Origin of the sequence: Stagnihabitans lacustris, assembly GCF_025950525.1 — a bacterium.
GTDB lineage: Bacteria > Pseudomonadota > Alphaproteobacteria > Rhodobacterales > Rhodobacteraceae > Stagnihabitans.
On record NZ_JAPDGS010000001.1, the window covers coordinates 299,879 to 316,419 of the forward strand.

General features: G+C 63.8%; 15 protein-coding genes. 10 read left to right on the forward strand and 5 right to left on the reverse strand.

Features of this window, described 5'->3' with window-relative positions:
- The first annotated feature begins 371 nt into the window (after window positions 1-371).
- From NX862_RS01515 to mraY, 7 genes are read left to right on the forward strand one after another with little or no spacing between them, the layout of a single operon-like run.
- Window positions 372-920, forward strand: a complete 549-nt coding sequence (locus NX862_RS01515; protein ID WP_264492106.1) for a division/cell wall cluster transcriptional repressor MraZ — start codon at window positions 372-374, stop codon at window positions 918-920.
- A gap of 9 nt (window positions 921-929) precedes the next feature.
- The gene (gene rsmH / locus NX862_RS01520; RefSeq protein ID WP_264492107.1) at window positions 930-1,916 is read left to right on the forward strand and encodes a 16S rRNA (cytosine(1402)-N(4))-methyltransferase RsmH; all 987 of its coding nucleotides are present in this window, start codon (window positions 930-932) and stop codon (window positions 1,914-1,916) included.
- A gap of 1 nt (window position 1,917) precedes the next feature.
- Complete coding sequence (gene ftsL, locus NX862_RS01525; RefSeq protein WP_264492108.1) at window positions 1,918-2,274, forward strand: cell division protein FtsL; 357 nt, start codon at window positions 1,918-1,920, stop codon at window positions 2,272-2,274.
- The gene (locus NX862_RS01530; RefSeq protein ID WP_264492109.1) at window positions 2,271-4,073 is read left to right on the forward strand and encodes a peptidoglycan D,D-transpeptidase FtsI family protein; all 1,803 of its coding nucleotides are present in this window, start codon (window positions 2,271-2,273) and stop codon (window positions 4,071-4,073) included. Before ftsL ends, NX862_RS01530 begins: the two co-directional genes overlap by 4 nt.
- Window positions 4,070-5,530: a UDP-N-acetylmuramoyl-L-alanyl-D-glutamate--2,6-diaminopimelate ligase gene (locus NX862_RS01535; protein ID WP_264492110.1), complete on the forward strand. Its 1,461-nt coding sequence runs from the start codon at window positions 4,070-4,072 to the stop codon at window positions 5,528-5,530. The genes NX862_RS01530 and NX862_RS01535 overlap by 4 nt, the downstream gene beginning before the upstream one ends.
- Window positions 5,527-6,963, forward strand: a complete 1,437-nt coding sequence (locus NX862_RS01540; protein ID WP_264492111.1) for a UDP-N-acetylmuramoyl-tripeptide--D-alanyl-D-alanine ligase — start codon at window positions 5,527-5,529, stop codon at window positions 6,961-6,963. Before NX862_RS01535 ends, NX862_RS01540 begins: the two co-directional genes overlap by 4 nt.
- The gene (mraY, locus tag NX862_RS01545) at window positions 6,964-8,046 is read left to right on the forward strand and encodes a phospho-N-acetylmuramoyl-pentapeptide-transferase (protein ID WP_264492112.1); all 1,083 of its coding nucleotides are present in this window, start codon (window positions 6,964-6,966) and stop codon (window positions 8,044-8,046) included.
- Between the two features lie 141 nt (window positions 8,047-8,187).
- Here mraY and NX862_RS01550 read toward each other — a convergent pair whose 3' ends face one another.
- The 3 genes from NX862_RS01550 to NX862_RS01560 are packed head-to-tail and all read right to left on the reverse strand — an operon-like array spanning window position 8,188 to window position 11,035.
- Window positions 8,188-8,616, reverse strand: a complete 429-nt coding sequence (locus NX862_RS01550; RefSeq protein WP_264492113.1) for a VOC family protein — start codon at window positions 8,614-8,616, stop codon at window positions 8,188-8,190.
- Between the two features lie 54 nt (window positions 8,617-8,670).
- The gene (locus NX862_RS01555) at window positions 8,671-9,969 is read right to left on the reverse strand and encodes a hypothetical protein (protein WP_264492114.1); all 1,299 of its coding nucleotides are present in this window, start codon (window positions 9,967-9,969) and stop codon (window positions 8,671-8,673) included.
- Window position 9,970: 1 nt separating this feature from the next.
- Window positions 9,971-11,035, reverse strand: coding sequence for a hypothetical protein (locus NX862_RS01560; protein WP_264492115.1), 1,065 nt, complete (start codon window positions 11,033-11,035; stop codon window positions 9,971-9,973).
- A 238-nt stretch (window positions 11,036-11,273) separates the two neighbouring features.
- Between NX862_RS01560 and thyX the strand changes: the two genes are divergently transcribed.
- The 3 genes from thyX (at window position 11,274) to NX862_RS01575 (ending at window position 14,075) form a co-directional block, all read left to right on the forward strand.
- Window positions 11,274-12,194, forward strand: coding sequence for an FAD-dependent thymidylate synthase (thyX, locus tag NX862_RS01565; RefSeq protein ID WP_264492116.1), 921 nt, complete (start codon window positions 11,274-11,276; stop codon window positions 12,192-12,194).
- A 1-nt stretch (window position 12,195) separates the two neighbouring features.
- Window positions 12,196-13,644 carry a hypothetical protein gene (locus tag NX862_RS01570; RefSeq protein ID WP_264492117.1) on the forward strand — a complete coding sequence of 483 codons (1,449 nt, stop codon included), beginning with the start codon at window positions 12,196-12,198 and terminating at the stop codon, window positions 13,642-13,644.
- A 101-nt stretch (window positions 13,645-13,745) separates the two neighbouring features.
- Window positions 13,746-14,075: an arsenate reductase family protein gene (locus NX862_RS01575; protein ID WP_264492118.1), complete on the forward strand. Its 330-nt coding sequence runs from the start codon at window positions 13,746-13,748 to the stop codon at window positions 14,073-14,075.
- 15 nt (window positions 14,076-14,090) lie between these two features.
- Here NX862_RS01575 and NX862_RS01580 read toward each other — a convergent pair whose 3' ends face one another.
- Together NX862_RS01580 and thrS are read right to left on the reverse strand one after the other, a co-directional pair.
- Window positions 14,091-14,297, reverse strand: coding sequence for a cold-shock protein (locus NX862_RS01580; protein WP_264492119.1), 207 nt, complete (start codon window positions 14,295-14,297; stop codon window positions 14,091-14,093).
- A gap of 198 nt (window positions 14,298-14,495) precedes the next feature.
- Window positions 14,496-16,445: a threonine--tRNA ligase gene (gene thrS, locus NX862_RS01585; RefSeq protein ID WP_264492120.1), complete on the reverse strand. Its 1,950-nt coding sequence runs from the start codon at window positions 16,443-16,445 to the stop codon at window positions 14,496-14,498.
- Window positions 16,446-16,541 lie beyond the last annotated feature (96 nt).

Genomic DNA, 16,541 nt, shown 5'->3' on the forward strand with positions numbered 1-16,541 from the left:
CCATTCCTCGCCCCAGGCGCCCCCAAGCTTCCCCATCTCTCCCGGCTGGTGGGGTGATTTCCCGAAAAAATGCTTGAAGTGGGGCGCGATCCCGGCAATAAAGATCACACAGACCGAGCAGCACTGAAGCGGATTTCAAATCCGACGATAATAAGAACCCGAGGCAGGTTTCATCAGGCTCCCGGTCTACGACGACAACGAAGAACAAAATCGAATCCGGCGCGTGGCGCGAGCAGACATCACCCCCAAGATGGCGCTCCGCAGCTGGACGCCCAGCGATGGGACAGCGGCGGATCGAGCAGAGGCAGCAGCTCGGTCCGCCTTTTTATTTTCCGGCCCCATTTGGGTCAAAACAGGGAGGCTTGCCTCACGTGGCAGGCGAAACGTTCAGGGGCGAACACTACCTGAAGGTAGATGCCAAGGGCCGCACCATGCTGCCCTCGCCCTTTCGCGCCGTCTTCCAGTCCCAGGACAAGCCAACCCCCGCCCCGGAAAAATCCGCCACCCCGGAAAAACCCGCCGACGGCTACAAGATGCTGATCGTCTATGGCGGGTCGAACCGGCATTACGTCGAGGCCTTTACCCAGGCCGGCGCCGCCGAACTGGACCGCCGCTTTGACCAATTGCCCTATGGGTCAGAGGAGGCCGATCTTTTCTCGGCCATCTATCACGAACAATCCGTCACCGTGGACACCGACAAGGACGGCCGCTTTTCGCCGCCCGCCCAAGTGCGCGAAAAGCTTGGATTTTCCGGCGAGACCGAACTTTGTTTCGTCGGCGCCCGCGACACGATCCGCATCTGGCGCGCCGACACCTACCGCGAGATCCGCAAGGTCCAGATCGCGGCGATGGAGGCGAAACTTCTGGGCGAGGGCTCTGCGGCCGCCGACCCCCGTTCGCTTTTGAAAAATACCGTGTAAAGGAGCGCGATGGAACGCTCCCCCCACATCCCCGTCCTGCTTCGTCCGATCCTGACCCATTGCGCCCCGATCAGCGGCCTTTGGGTCGATGGCACTTTTGGGGCGGGGGGCTATGCGCGCGGCCTGCTTGATGCGGGCGCCCGCGTCATCGGCATCGACCGTGACCCCTTGGCGCATCAGATGGCCGAACCCTGGGCCAAAGACTACCCCGGCCTGCGGCTGGCCCTTGGCACCTTCTCGGACCTGGACGACATCGCAGGCGAAAAGGTCGATGGCGTAGTTTTGGACCTTGGCGTGTCCTCCATGCAGATCGACCAGGCCGAGCGCGGCTTTTCCTTTCAAAAGGACGGCCCCTTGGACATGCGGATGAGCCAGGACGGCCCCTCTGCCGCCGATCTGGTCAACGAGGCCTCCGAGGATCACATCGCCGACATCCTGTTTCATTTCGGTGAGGAACGCGCCGCCCGCCGCATGGCCCGCGCCATCGTCGAGACCCGCGCCAAGCAGCCCTTCACCACGACCCTGCAGCTGGCCGAGGTTATCGCCCGTTGCCTGCCGCGCCCCAAGCCCGGTCAAAGCCACCCCGCGACCCGCGCCTTTCAAGGCCTGCGCATCGCGGTCAATGCGGAATTCGACCAACTGGCCGAGGGTCTTGCCGCGGCCGAACGTGCGTTGAAACCCGGCGGGCTTCTGGCCGTCGTGACCTTTCACAGCCTGGAAGACCGCGTCGTCAAACGCTTTTTCCAACAGGCCTCGGGTGCGGAGGGCAATGCCAACCGTTACGCCCCCATGACCATCCAAACCGTGCCGCGCTTTACCTTGGTCAGCAAAAAGGCCATCGAGGCCGACGCCGAGGAACTGGCGCAGAACCCCCGCGCGCGCTCTGCCCGTCTGCGCATCGCGCGCCGCACCGAGGCGCCCGCCAAGGCCCCCCAGGCCGCAGATATCGACCTGCCCCAGACGCCCGAGAAATCCCACCGCAAGAAGTCCCGGTAACATGCGCCCGCTGTTGTATATCCTTCCGTTTTTCGCCGTCATGGGCCTGGCCTTCTGGGCCTACCACGAGAATTACGCGACCCAGGGCCAGCTGAAGGATATGGCGCGGCTGCAAAACGAAATCGGCCGGTTGCGCGACGAAATCGCCATGCAAAAGGCGGAATGGGCCTATCTGAACCGTCCCGCCCGCCTGCGCGACCTTGCGGCCATCAACTTTGACCGCCTGGGCCTGATGCCCATCGAGCCCGCGCAACTGGGCTTGGCCACGCAGGTCGCCATGCCCCCCGCGGGCCCTTTGGTCGTCACCGGCACCACGCTTCCCTTGTCCTCTGATCCTGACGCCGAACAGATCCCATGATCCGCACCCCGCTTCGCCCGCTTGCCCGCATCCTGGACGCCCGCGCCAAGGGCCAGAACCCCGACACGATCGAGCGCGAGAACATCGCCGCCCGCCACGAAGAGATGAAGGACCGCGCCCGCACCCAGGCCGAGCGCCGCTTGCGCGTGCTGGCCCTGTCGTTCTTTGTGCTGTTTTCGGTCATCGGCCTGCGCATGGGGACCCTGGCCGCGACCGAGCCTTCGGAACTGCGCTCCGCCTCTTCGGGGGCCGAAATCACCGCGCAGCGCGCCGATATCCTGGACCGCAACGGTCGGATACTGGCCACCAACATGATGACCCATTCGCTGTATGTGCAGACCGCCGACCTTGTGGACCCGGCGCGCACGGCCACCGAATTGGGCAAGATCTTCCCCGAACTGGACGCCGAGGCGCTGTTGCGCCGGTTCACCGATGGGCGCAGCTTTCTTTGGGTGCGCAAGGTCCTGTCGCCCGAACAGATGCAAAAGGTCCATGAGATCGGCGATCCGGGCCTGTATTTCGGCCCGCGCGAGATGCGGCTTTACCCCAATGGCACCCTGGCCGCGCATATCCTTGGCGGCAGTGCCTTCGGCAACGAGGGCGTGGACAGCGCCGAGGTCATCGGCACCGCGGGCATCGAAAAGGCCATGGACACCCGCCTGCGCGATCCGGCCCAGTCGAACACGCCGCTGAAGCTGTCGATCGACCTGACGCTTCAGGCCAATGTCGAAGAGGTCCTGTCCACGGGCATGAAGACCCTGAACGCCAAGGGCGCCGCCGCCATCCTGATGGATGTGAAAACCGGCGAGGTTCTGGCCATGGCCTCCTTGCCCGATTTTGACCCCAATGACCGCCCCGCGCCCGCCCTGACCGGCGATCCCTCGGACAGCCCGCTGTTCAACCGCTCGGTGCAGGGGGTCTATGAACTGGGGTCGACCTTCAAGGTCTTTGCCGTGGCACAGGCCATGGACCTTGGCCTGATCAATGCCGACACGCCCATCGACACGAAACAGCCCTTTGTCTACGACGGCTTTCGGATCAACGAATTCGACAACCACAATTACGGCGCGACCCTGCCGACCTGGGAGGTCATTGCGGTGTCGTCCAACATCGGGTCCGCCCATATCGGCCTGATGATTGGCGGCGAGCGTCAGCAGGCCTTCTTGCGCACCCTTGGCCTTTTGGACGCGCCCATGGTCGAACTGGCCGAGGCCCCCAGCGCCCGCGCCCTTGTGCCCAAGAACTGGTCGGGCATCGTCACCGTGACCGCCTCTTATGGCCACGGGATTTCGACCTCGCTGATGAACCTGGCGGCGGCCTATGCGACCATTGGCAATGGCGGGCTGAAGGTGACGCCGACGCTGATCCATGACCCGGCCCACAAGGCGGGCGCGCGGGTGATCTCGGAAGCCACCGCCTTGTCCGTGGTGCAGATGATGCGCCGTGTGGTGACGGATGGCACGGCGACATTCGCCGATGTGCCGGGCTACGGCGTGGCGGGCAAGACCGGCACCGCCGAAAAGCCCAAGCGCAACGGCAAGGGCTATGACAGCGACAAGGTCATCAACACCTTTGCCTCGGTCTTTCCGGCCAATGATCCGAAATATGTGCTGGTCGTGACGCTGGATGAACCGGTCGAGACGGCAGGGTCAAAGCCCCGCCGCACCGCCGGTTACACCGCCGTCCCCGTCGCCGGCGAGATCATCCGCCGCATCGCGCCGCTGGTGGGCTTGCGTCCGGATGGCGAAAGCCCCATGGCCTCACTTGTTGCCTACAAGGACCCTCTGGCTCAAGAATGATACCCGAACCGCGCCTTCTTTCTTCGCTTGGCCTCTCCACAAGGGGGGGTCCACGTCTTTTGAAAACCGATCCTGTCATCACCGGGATCACCGCTGACAGCCGGGCCGTGCGCCCCGGGTTCCTGTTCGCAGCCCTGGCGGGCGTCACCGCCCATGGCGCAAGCTATGCCGGGGCCGCGCTGGAGCGGGGGGCAGTGGCCGTGCTGACCGATGCGGCGGGCGCCCTGCTGGCCCCCGATGCGCCGCTGGTGTTAGCCCAGGAACCGCGTGAGGCGCTGGCCCGGGCGGCGGCGCTGTTTTACGGCGCCCAACCCGCCACGATGGTCGCCGTCACCGGCACCAACGGCAAGACCTCGACCGCGACCTTTTGCCGGCAAATCTGGAACCTTCTGGGCCATGAGGCGATCAACATCGGCACCACCGGGGTCGAAGGCTCCTGGTCGGCGCGGTCGTCCCACACCACGCCCGATCCTGTGACGCTGCATGCCATGCTGGCCGAGGCGGCTGCGGCGGGTGTGACCCATGCGGCGATGGAGGCCTCTTCGCATGGCCTTGACCAGCGGCGGCTGGACGGCGTGCGGCTGAAGGCCGGGGGCTGGACCAACTTCACGCAAGACCACCTGGATTATCACAAGACGTTTGAGGCCTATTTTGCGGCCAAGGCGGGGCTGTTCACCCGCGTTCTGCCGCCCGAGGCCGTGGCGGTGATCAACCTTGCTGACCCGGCGCTGGCGGGGTTCGACCCTCCGCAAACCCGGCTGACCGTGGGCAAGGGCGCGGCCGACCTGTGCATCCTGGGCCAGCGCTATGACGCCACGGGGCAGGATCTGCGGGTGTCGTGTCAGGGCGTGATCCATCAGGTTCGCCTGAACCTGATCGGCGGGTTCCAGGCCGAAAATGTGCTGATGGCGGCGGGTCTGGTCATTGCCGCCGGTGAAAAGCCCGGCGCGGTGTTCGACGTTCTGCCTGGCCTGAGCGGCGTGCGCGGCCGGATGCAGTTGGCCGCAACCCGCAAGAACGGCGCCGCGGTTTTCGTCGATTACGCCCATACGCCCGACGCGATACAGACCGCTTTGCGCGCGCTGCGGCCGCATGTGATGGGCCGCATCGTCGTGGTCTTTGGCGCCGGTGGCGACCGTGACACGACCAAGCGTCCCCTGATGGGCGAGGCCGCCGCAAAATGGGCCGATGTTGCAATAGTGACAGACGACAACCCCCGAAGCGAAGAACCCGCCCTTATCCGTGCAGCAATTCTGCAAGCCTGCCCCGAAGCGACAGAGGTCGGCGACCGCGCCGAAGCCATCTTGCGCGGCGTCGATGCGCTGGGGCCGGGGGATGCTTTGCTGATCGCCGGCAAGGGTCACGAGACGGGTCAGGTGATCAAGGGCGACATCTATCCCTTTGACGACGTCGAACAGGCCTCGATTGCGGTGGCCGCCCTGGATGGTGTGATATGACGCTTTGGACCCATGGCGATGCCGCCCGCGCGACAGGCGGGCAGGCCACAAAACCCTGGACCGCCAGCGGCGTTTCCATCGACACCCGCACGATCCAGCCCGGCGATCTTTTCATCGCGCTCAAGGACATCCGCGACGGTCACGACTTTGTGGCCACCGCCCTGTCCAAGGGCGCGGCCGCCGCCATGGTCAGCCATATCCCCACCGGCCTGCCGCCCGATGCGCCCTTGCTGGTCGTCCCCGATGTGCTGGCGGCCCTTACCGCGCTTGGCGCGGCGGGGCGCGAACGCTCCAGCGCGCGGGTCATCGGCGTCACGGGCTCGGTCGGCAAGACCTCGACCAAAGAGATGTTGCGCGCCATCCTGCAGGGCCAGGGCCGCACCCATGCCGCCGAGGCCTCGTATAACAACCACTGGGGCGTGCCCCTGACGCTGGCCCGCCTGCCGCAGGACGCCGATTTCGCGGTGATCGAAATCGGCATGAACCACCCCGGCGAAATCGCCCCGCTCTCTTGCCTTGCCCGCCCGCATGTTGCCCTGATCACCACCGTCGCCCCCGCGCATCTGGAGGCCTTCGGCAACCTGGAGGCCATCGCCGCCGAAAAAGCCGCGATCTGTCAGGGCCTGATGCCCGGCGGCACCGCGGTTCTGCCCGGCGATCTGCCCGTCACGCCGATCCTGCTGGAGGCCGCCGACGAGGCCCGCGCCGGGATCATCACCTTTGGCGACGAGAAAAGCGACTACCGCCTTTCGTCGATCCAGCTTTGCGGCCCGGCCACCATCCTCCGCGCCGAAACCCCATCCGGAGAGCGCCTGTATAAGGTCATGTCGCCCGGCCGTCACTTTGCGATGAACGGTCTGGGCGCGCTGGCGGTGGCCGATGCCCTGGGCCTGGACCCCGCCATCGCCGCCGCCGACCTGGGCCGCTGGCAGCCGCCCGCCGGGCGCGGTTTGCGCGAACATATCCTTCTGGACGCGCTGGAGCATCAGGGTTTCGACCTGATCGACGACGCGTTCAACGCCAACCCCGTCTCTTTGGCCGCAGCGCTGGATGTCCTGATCGAGGCGCAGCCCGAAGACGGCCCCGGCCGTTTCGCCAAGGGCCGCCGCATCGCGATCCTGGGCGACATGCTGGAGCTGGGGTCGACGGAAATCGACCTGCACCGCGCGATTGCCGATCACCCGGGCCTGTCGGCCGTGGCGCAAATCCACCTGGTCGGCCCCCGGATGCGCGCGCTTTACGACGCCCTGCCACGGGCGCAGCGCGGCGAATGGGTGCAAACCGCGCCGGAGCTGCTGCCGCGGCTGCGGTCGATGGTCGATGCCGGCGACGTTGTGCTGGTCAAAGGGTCCAAGGGGATCAAGGTTTCGCTTCTGGTTGACGCGTTCCGCAAAATGGGACAAAGAGCCCAACCGGTTTTCGGAGGGGAATGAATGTTGTATCTCATGACGGAATTCGCCGATGGCGGCGGGCTCTTCAACCTCTTCAAATATATCACCTTTCGGGCCGGTCTTGCCTTCATGACCGCGTTGCTCTTCGGGTTCATCTTTGGCCGGCCGCTGATCGACTTCCTGCGCCGCAAGCAGGGCAAGGGCCAGCCGATCCGCGATGACGGGCCGCAAAGCCACCTGTCCAAGGCCGGGACGCCGACGATGGGCGGCCTGTTGATCCTGTCGGCGCTGATGTTTTCGACGCTGATCTGGGCGCGGTTGGACAATCCCTATGTCTGGATCGTCATGCTTGTGACCCTGGGCTTTGGCCTGATCGGGTTCGCGGACGACTACGCCAAGGTGACGAAACAGAACACCAAGGGCGTTTCAGGCCGGGTGCGCATGGCTTTGGGGCTGTTGATCGCGGCGCTGGCCACCTTTGCCGCCGCCTATTTCCAACCGGCAGAGCTGACAAACCAACTGGCCCTGCCGGTGTTCAAGGATGCGCTGGTCAACCTTGGCATCTTTTTTGTGCCATTTGGGATGCTGGTCATCGTCGGCTCGGCCAATGCGGTGAACCTGACGGACGGGCTGGACGGGTTGGCCATCATGCCGGTGATGATCGCGGGCGCGACCTTGGGCGTGATCGCCTATGTCGTGGGCAACTTCCAGTTCGCCAACTACCTTGGCGTCCATTTCGTCCCCCGCACCGGCGAGATCCTGATTTTCGCCGCCGCCCTTTTTGGCGCGGGCCTGGGGTTCCTGTGGTATAACGCCCCCCCCGCGGCGGTCTTCATGGGCGACACGGGGTCGCTCGCCCTGGGCGGCGCTTTGGGTGCCATCGCCGTCTGTATCAAACACGAGATCGTCCTGGCCATCGTCGGCGGCCTTTTCGTGGTCGAGGCGCTGTCGGTCATCATCCAGGTGCTGTATTACAAGCGCACCAAGAAGCGCATCTTCCTGATGGCGCCGATCCACCACCATTTCGAAAAGCGCGGCTGGGCCGAGCCGCAGATCGTCATCCGATTTTGGATCATCTCGCTGATCCTGGCGATGGTTGGCCTTGCCACGCTAAAGGTCCGCTGAAGGCCTTTGGTCGGCGCGGTGCCGCAAGACCCCAAGCCGGTTGGCCGCAGGCCAGAGGCGAGAGAACAATCTTGCGCCGCAGGCGCTCCATATGAAAACGGCGGGATGAAAACGGCGGGGCCCAGGACCCCGCCGTTCCATTTACCAATGCCCGGTGTTGCCCATCGACACCCAAGGCTCTGCGGGCGCCAGGCTCTCGCCCGCCTGCAGGATCTCGATCGACACATTGTCGGGCGAGCGCACAAAAGCCATATGCCCATCGCGCGGCGGCCGGTTGATCACCACGCCCGCGGCCTGCAGCTTGGCGCAGGTCGCATAGATGTCGTCGACCTCATAGGCCAGGTGGCCAAAGTGGCGGCTGTCGCTGGGCAGGCCAGCATCGCCATCCCAGTTCCAGGTCAGTTCCACCGGCGCTTCGGGCTGGCCCGGAGCCGCCATGAAAACCAGAGAAAACCGCCCCTTGTCATTGTCATAGCGCCGGATTTCTTCCAGCCCCAGCAGCCGGTAAAAGGCCATCGAGGCCTCCAGGTCCAGCACGCGCACCATCGTATGCAGATATTTCAACGCCATGGCATCCTCCTGATTGCCCGGGGAACCTAGGGCGCGCAGCAGGCTTTGACCAGATCAGAACCGCGACCGCAGCGTCAGGCCCAGGCCCAGGCTTTCGGTGTCATAGACCAGCACATTGGAATTGCCCCGCGACCAGTCCAGCGACAGGACCGGCGCAAATCCGGCAAACGAGGTCGGAAATTCGGCCTCCAGACTCGCCCGCAGCCGCCCATCCCGCCGACCCGAGGCATAGCGCGCCCCCGTCACGCCGACCGAGGCGCCCAGGCCAAAGCCCGCGACCTTCTCTGCCGCCTGCCAATCCAGGCTTATCCCGGCCTCTTGGCGCTGCACGACGTCGGATTGTGCTTCGGCCGTCATCAGCGTGGTCGCAATCCGCCAGGTGTCCCCCTTGGGTCCCGCCATGGCCACCGCCGCCCCCAGCCGCCCTTGGGTCGAGGACGCCGCGTCCAGGTCAAAGCGCGCCTCGCGCTGCAGCCCGGCCGACAGCTCGACCCGCGCCGCGCCGACCTGCCGGACCATGGTGCCGCTGACCCCATAGGTCGCGCTCAGGTCCTGCCCGCCATACCAGTTGCGCCCCAGATCAAACCGCAGCGACCCCCAGGCCCCCTTGCGCATCACCCCCGCACCAAGGTGCAGAAAGTCCAGGTCATGCGCCTGACCGCCAAGCGCCTTGGCCGCCTCTGACAGGACCGCGCCCGACCTTTGCAGGCCAAAGGTCAGCGCGGTATCGGCGCCCGGCGCAGCCGCGATCCGGTATTCGCCTGAAATCCCAAGGCTGTAGCTCAGCCCCGACAGGGCGGTCAGCTTTGCGGGCAGGGGCAGGGTGATCCCCGCCACCGTCACACTGTCCACCCGCGCGCCACCGTTCACATTGTCCGAAGGCTGGGCCGAAAGATCGACCTGCAGCCGCAAGGGCGTCTCGCCGCGCACATAGCGCAGATCGGCCAGCGCCTGAGCCTGGGCGCCCGCCGAGGGTGCAGCCTCTGCCGCCTGCCGCAGCCAGTATTGCGCCCGCAACCGCTGACCCTGCAGCGACAGGGCTTGGGCCAGAGCGGTGGCCGCCAGAAAGCGCGGGGCGGGGGCTTCGGCGCGCTGCCATGCTGTGCGGGCGGCGGCCTCGCTCTCGGGCAGGCGGTCCAGCATCCGCAGCGCCTGGGCCCGCAGGATCAAGGCCTGAACGTCGCCCCCATCCCGCGCCAACAGCGCATCCGTGACCGAAAGCGCCTGCGCCGCATAGCCGCGCAGCATCGCCGCCTCGCCAAAGCGCAACAGCTCTTCGGCGGTCATCGTGACCGGCCTGGCCAGCGCAGGCCCCGCCAGCATCAGCGCCAGGCCCAGGACGCAAAGCCGCATCTTATTGACGCAAAAGGATAAAGCCGCCGGTCTCCCGCAGGGTCACATCATTGACGACCGAGGTCGTGACAATGACCCCCACCACCTCATCGGCATTGGCGCCCGACAGGACCGCGTAATAGGTGCCGGTCTCGAATCCCTCGCTGCCACCATCCGCCGTCGGGATGTTGGAGGCGATGCCGCCCTCGATCTCGCCGCGGGTGTCGATCACCCCCGGGCCCACGTCAAAGACCAAAACCGGAAGCAGGCCGCCCATCGCATTGGAGGACAGGTTGTTGTCCGCCTCGATCTGGTCGATCACGTCTTGCGTGATGTCATTGCCCGACAGGTCATAGACCCGCCGCCCCGTCACCCGCCCGCGCACCGCCCCCGCCTTGGAGACGCCGCTTTCATTGGCATTGAAATCGTCGAAGTCGATCGTCATCAGCATGTTGCCGACGACATAGGTCAGCTTTTCGCCATCCGCCGGCACGCCATCGGCGTCGCGCAGCGCGCTGTAGGTGCCGGTATAGCTGGCATCCCCCGCCGTGGGCAAAGTCACGCCCCCGGTCCGGGCATAGATGAAACCGCCAAAGCCATAGGGCACATAGGCCCCGGTCCGCACGATGGCGAATTGGCTGCGACCAGTGGCCGAAGCGCCATAAAGCGCCCGATAGGTCATCTGGTCGACCGCCACCCCGGTCATCGGATCATTGGTCGTGGCCGCCGCCGCAAAGGCGCGCACCGAGGTCGGCAAGGCTCCATCCGGCGCCGTGTCGCGCGCATAGACATTGTCGCCATCGAAAGCGAGGTTGTCGACGGTGAAGGTATTGTCGGGGTTGATCCCGATCTGGCCGTTCTGAAAGGCAAAGCCGTTGCCGTTCACATCGGTGTCGTTCGGCCCGACATTCTTGCCCTCAAACCGCGTGATCGAGGCCGAGGCCCGCGCCGGAGTCGTGCCGGGCAGGGTGCTGATCGAGCCCGGATCAGGCTCGGGCTCGGGCGTTACGGGATCGGGCGCAAAGGGATTGCCGTCGCAGGCCGCCAAAAGGGCCAGGGCCAAAAGGGAAAGACGGACCGACGACATGAAAGCCTCACTTTTGTTTTTTGGCATCTTGGCCGAAATGTCGGGAAAGGTCAAAAAGCCGCTGATAAGTTGTGAAAATCCGCCGGGGCTGATGCAAGGCCGCACCACAGCACCGCAGCGCTGCCGTCGAAGCTGACCCCCGCAGGCGTGACAGATGAATTTTCGATTCCCGCCCGCCCCGGATATGATACGAGGCGAAAACCCGTGTTGTCATTCCCCTGCGAAAGGTCTTGCCCCGATGTCCCTGACCCCCGAACAGCTTGCCGAGATCGAGGCCCAACGCGCCACGCCCCGCCCGACGCTGCGTGCCGTCTCCGAGGGGATGGAGGCGCGGCTTTACAAGGCCCATCCGCTGTTGGATCACGGGCTGGTTCGGGTCATCGACTATATGGGCGACGATGCCGCCATCGTGCAGGCCGCCCGGGTCAGCTATGGGGCGGGGACGAAACATGTCTCGAATGACGAGGGGCTGATCCGCTATCTGATGCGCCACTGGCACTCGACCCCGTTCGAGATGTGCGAAGTGAAGCTGCATGTGAAATTGCCGGTCTTTGTGGCGCGGCAATGGATCCGGCACCGGACGGCGAATGTGAACGAATATTCCGCGCGCTATTCGATCCTGGACCGGGAGTTCTATATTCCCGAGCCCTCGCAATTGGCCGCGCAATCGACGGTGAACAATCAGGGCCGCGGCGAGGTTCTATCCGGGGAGGAATCCGCCCGCGTGCTGGAGATGCTGAAACGCGACGCCGCGACATCCTATGACCATTACGAAGAGATGTTGTCGCAGGCCCAGCCTGATGGCACACCCCAACAGGGTCTGGCGCGGGAATTGGCGCGGATGAACCTGCCGATGAACATTTATACGCAATGGTATTGGAAGGTCGACCTGCACAACCTCTTCCATTTCCTGCGGCTGCGGGCGGATGCCCATGCCCAATACGAAATCCGCGTCTATGCCGAGGAAATCTGCCGCATCGTCGCCGATTGGGTGCCCTTGGCGTATAAGGCGTTTGAGGATTACCGCTTGGGCGGGGAGACTCTGAGCGGCCGGGCCGTGGCGGTGTTGAAGCGGCGATTGCAAGGCGAAGTTGTATCGCAGGAAGATTCTGGTATGTCTAAGGGTGAGTGGCGGGAATTCGTGGAGGTTTGGGGCTGAGATGAGTGTATTCGCGGCTGAGTTTCCGACGCGCCCTGACATTGACAAGGCCCATTTCATAGCACTGACCGTAGCATGGGTTCAGGGCATGAAGTCCACGACGCTCGACTTTCGAGGGAATGAGTTCGAGAACTATGGAGACGAAGCCGTTGTCTTGGGACGAAATGGCGAAAAGCTTACCGTCAAGGAAATTGACGTTGGGCAGAGCTACATCATCGGTGCACGTCACGATTTGCTGGATCAAGAGGGCCGCAACTGGCGAACCGAATGCGTGTTGACCAAGACCGGTCCAGACGCTTCCCTGCGCGTCCGCGTGCAATGCCTTTCTAGCAATCCTGATGCCCCAGTGCTCAATCCTAAAAGGCCATTCTTCATCAAGGCCTGTCTTCAAGATCGTTGGGGTGGAGTTGACGGACCCTTTACGGTTGGGGACGGAGCGATTCCGGCACCCGAAGATCATGCTTTTGGCGCAAGAGTTCTGACCGGTGATAGTGAGGCCTTTCTTCCTGTCGTTTACGTCTCTGCGTGTGACGATGGTTCATTTGTGGTAAATCCGGAAAAGCTGGCATACGACTTGGGCGGTTTGGCTCATGTCGTTGTCGAACCCTCGCGGGAGTATTCTTTCCAAATGCGAGAGTTGTGCGGTGAATCGAACCCCTATGGTGGAACGATTGGCGTAGTGTTGCCTAAGCTAGGCGTTGTGCGTCGTTTTTGGCTCGGTGGCTTCTACACTGATCCCAGATCCGTCGAGTTGGCGCTTCGCAGCTATGTGCAACGGTTGGTGTCTGCGCGTGCTGTTTCTCTTGGATACGAATGGCAAGAACTCCAGGCTCATTTTGCAAAGAGATTGCGCGTCGCTCGTGCGATCCAAGTCCCACAGGGGAAGAACTTTGAGAAGTCCTACATAGAGGCCTTGGAGCAAGAAGTCGCCGCGAAGGACGAGACCATTGCGAACCTCCAAGAGAGATTGGAGCAGTTGCCTTCGGACGCTGTTCTCGTTGGGATGGGCGATGGCATCATTCCAGACGGCCTTGCGGCGCAGTTGGGCGTCGAACTTTACCCAGGCGAGTTTTCCGATCGAGTACGCGCTGTCCTTTCCCTTGCATCTGCGACCGATGCTTTGGCAATCGACCCGCGGACCGCACAACTACTTGAGCGACTACTGAAGGCGTCGGGAGTGTCAGGGCGGCACAGCGCGATAATCCAAGCACTGAAGGCCGCCTCAAAGAAAGATGATCGTGCTGTTAGCGAGATCCTCGATGTCTTGAGGGGCCTCGGTTACGTCGTGACAAAGGATGGGAAGCACTTTAAGGCGACGCCGAAGGAAGAACTGTTCGGTCTGGCTCCGATAACGGTCGTCAATACACCGAGTGACTGGCGAAGCGTCAAGAACACGGTTTCCCAGATATCTGAGTTGATAGGGCTTACGACGATCAAGAGAGGCAAGTGAGGCTGGTTTCTTCCACCCTCCCCCCAGAGCCCCTTACTCCGTCGCCGCCCCCTTGCCTCCCCCGCCCCAATCCGGCACCACTCCCCCAAAGGAGCCCGCTCATGATCACCATCCTCGGCCTCTCGACCTGTGACACGACCAAGCTTGCATTGAAGACCCTGACCCAAAAAGACATCCCCGCCCGCCTCCGCGATATCCGCGCTGAGCCCCTCTCCGACCAGGAAATCGACCAGATCGTCACCGAATTCGGCGACAGGGCGGTGAACAAGCAATCCACCACCTACCGCGGTTTCTCGGCTTTCCTCAAGGAATCCGAGTCCGAGGTGCAAATCGCCCAAGCCCCCGCCGTGATGAAGCGCCCCGTCATCACCGACGGGACGGCTTGGACGCTGGGTTGGGACGCGGCGATCGAGGCCCGCTGGACGGCCTGAGGCCGCCCAATTGGATCACAAAAGCTTCAGGTTGCCGGCGGATTGCTTGCCATCGCGGCCTGACAAAAGCTCGTAATTGACTTTCTGATTGTCATTCAGGCCTTTAAGCCCGGCGCGTTCCACCGCCGAGATATGGACGAAGACATCCTTGCCGCCGTCGTCGGGCGCAATGAACCCGTAACCCTTGGTGCCGTTAAACCATTTCACGGTGCCGTTCGGCATGCCGCTCTCCTTCCTCTAGCCTCCCCTGGGCGGAATTGCCCGGGGCCGTGCGAGCAGACCCATGCCCGTCAGGGAGCCAAAGGGATTTCCGTCGTCACGAGACCGGATGATGCCAAAGCGCAAATGAAAATCAAGCAGGATTGACGGGAGGCGGGGCTTTTCCGCCCCCCTCCCGCCGGGAATTCCTGCGAAAACCGCTTAGTGCGCGGGCGGCAGCGCGTCGAAACCAAAGGTTTTGACCGCTTCGTCAAAACTCACGACCTCGACCCGCGTCTCGCCCAGGCGACGCACCGAGGCGGTGCGCTCTTCGACTTCGCGCGTCCCGATGGCCAGGATGACCGGCACTTTGCCCAAGGAATGTTCGCGCACCTTGTAGTTGATCTTTTCGTTGCGGATATCGGCCTCGGCCCGGACGCCGGCGCGCTTCAGCGCCTCGACCAGCTCCAGCACATAGGCATCGGCATCCGAAACGATGCTGGCCACAACCACCTGACGCGGGGCCAGCCAGAAGGGGAACTTGCCGGCGTAGTTCTCGATCAGGATGCCAATGAAGCGTTCAAACGACCCCAGAACCGCGCGGTGCAGCATCACCGGGTGATGTTTCGCGCCATCCTCGCCGACATATTCCGCCCCCAGCCGCACCGGAAGGTTGAAGTCGCACTGGAAGGTGCCGCATTGCCATTCGCGCCCGATGGCGTCGGTCAGCTTGAAATCCAGCTTGGGCCCGTAAAACGCGCCATCGCCGGGGTTGATCTGATAGGGCAGACCCAGGGAGTTGATGGCCTTTTCCAGCGCGGATTCCGCCTTGTCCCAGACCTCGTCACTGCCCACCCGCACGTCGGGGCGCGTGGAAAGCTTGATGTCGAACTTGGCAAACCCAAGGTCCTTGTAGACCGACGACAGCAGCGAGATGAAGCCGGCACATTCCTGTTCGATCTGGTCTTCGGTGCAAAAGATATGGGCGTCATCTTGGGTAAACCCGCGCACCCGCATCAGCCCATGCATCGAGCCACTGGACTCATAACGGTGACACGATCCGAATTCCGCCAGCCGCAAGGGCAGGTCGCGATAGGACTTGAGCCCCTGGTTGAAGACCTGCACATGGCAGGGGCAGTTCATCGGCTTCAGCGCGTTGATGCGCTTTTCCTTGGCGCCCTCTTCGTCGACTTCCACGATGAACATGTTCTCGCGGTAGGCCTCCCAGTGGCCGGACTTCTCCCAAAGAACCCGGTCAACCACTTGCGGCGTCTTGATTTCCTTGTAGCCCGCGCTGCGCAGACGGCCGCGCATATAGTCTTCCAGGCTGCGATAGACCTGCCAGCCGTTCGGATGCCAAAAGACCATGCCCGGCGCTTCGTCCTGCAGGTGGAACAGCTCCATTTCCCGGCCCAGCTTGCGGTGGTCGCGCTTGGCGGCCTCTTCCAGCATGGTTTGATGCGCCTTCAGGTCGTCGCGGTTCTTGAACGCCAGCCCATAGATGCGCTGCAACATCGGGCGGCTGGCATCGCCCAGCCAATAGGCGCCCGCCACATGGGTCAGCTTGAACGCATCGGCCGGAACCTGGCCCGTGCTGGCCAGATGCGGCCCGCGGCACAGGTCCTGCCAGGCGCCGTGCCAATACATCCGCAGATCCTCGCCCTCGGGGATGCGGTTGATCAGCTCCACCTTGAAGGGCTCGCCGCGCTCTTCATAATAGGCAATCGCCCGGGCACGGTCCCAAAGCTCGGTCCGGACCGGGTCGCGGGCGTTGATGATCTGCTTCATCCGCGCCTCGATCGCGCCCAGGTCTTCCGGCGTAAAGGGTTCGGCGCGGTCAAAGTCATAGAACCAGCCATAGTCGCGGACCGGGCCGATTGTGACCTTCACGTCGGGCCAGATTTCCTGCACGGCGCGCGCCATGATATGCGCAAGGTCGTGGCGGATCAGCTCCAGGGCGGGGCCGTCATCCTTCATCGTGTTGATGGCAATGCGGGCATCCTTGGTGATCGGCCAAGCCAGGTCCCAATGCGCGCCATCGACCTGCGCCGAAATCGCGGCCTTGGCCAAGGACGGCGCAATCGAGGCTGCGACCTCTGCCGCCGTCACGCCGGGCGCATAGCTGCGGATATTGCCATCGGGGAATGTCAGGGAAATCTGGTGAGCGCTCATCGGCGGTCTCCTCGTCGGTTTGGCGCCTACCAAGCGCCCGGTTGCGATTATGGTGTTGGGGGTTTGCCAATCCGGGCCGCGCCCGTCAAGCCCCTG

What these genes read in the sequence shown, in the direction of transcription:
- rsmH (WP_264492107.1), top strand. Translation starts at nt 930, where the DNA reads ATGGAACGCTCCCCCCACATCCCCGTCCTGCTTCGTCCGATCCTGACC.
- ftsL (WP_264492108.1), top strand. Translation starts at nt 1,918, where the DNA reads ATGCGCCCGCTGTTGTATATCCTTCCGTTTTTCGCCGTCATGGGCCTG.
- NX862_RS01530 (WP_264492109.1), top strand. Translation starts at nt 2,271, where the DNA reads ATGATCCGCACCCCGCTTCGCCCGCTTGCCCGCATCCTGGACGCCCGC.
- NX862_RS01535 (WP_264492110.1), top strand. Translation starts at nt 4,070, where the DNA reads ATGATACCCGAACCGCGCCTTCTTTCTTCGCTTGGCCTCTCCACAAGG.
- NX862_RS01540 (WP_264492111.1), top strand. Translation starts at nt 5,527, where the DNA reads ATGACGCTTTGGACCCATGGCGATGCCGCCCGCGCGACAGGCGGGCAG.
- mraY (WP_264492112.1), top strand. Translation starts at nt 6,964, where the DNA reads ATGTTGTATCTCATGACGGAATTCGCCGATGGCGGCGGGCTCTTCAAC.
- NX862_RS01550 (WP_264492113.1), bottom strand. Translation starts at nt 8,616, where the DNA reads ATGGCGTTGAAATATCTGCATACGATGGTGCGCGTGCTGGACCTGGAG.
- NX862_RS01555 (WP_264492114.1), bottom strand. Translation starts at nt 9,969, where the DNA reads ATGCGGCTTTGCGTCCTGGGCCTGGCGCTGATGCTGGCGGGGCCTGCG.
- NX862_RS01560 (WP_264492115.1), bottom strand. Translation starts at nt 11,035, where the DNA reads ATGTCGTCGGTCCGTCTTTCCCTTTTGGCCCTGGCCCTTTTGGCGGCC.
- thyX (WP_264492116.1), top strand. Translation starts at nt 11,274, where the DNA reads ATGTCCCTGACCCCCGAACAGCTTGCCGAGATCGAGGCCCAACGCGCC.
- NX862_RS01570 (WP_264492117.1), top strand. Translation starts at nt 12,196, where the DNA reads ATGAGTGTATTCGCGGCTGAGTTTCCGACGCGCCCTGACATTGACAAG.
- NX862_RS01575 (WP_264492118.1), top strand. Translation starts at nt 13,746, where the DNA reads ATGATCACCATCCTCGGCCTCTCGACCTGTGACACGACCAAGCTTGCA.
- NX862_RS01580 (WP_264492119.1), bottom strand. Translation starts at nt 14,297, where the DNA reads ATGCCGAACGGCACCGTGAAATGGTTTAACGGCACCAAGGGTTACGGG.
- thrS (WP_264492120.1), bottom strand. Translation starts at nt 16,445, where the DNA reads ATGAGCGCTCACCAGATTTCCCTGACATTCCCCGATGGCAATATCCGC.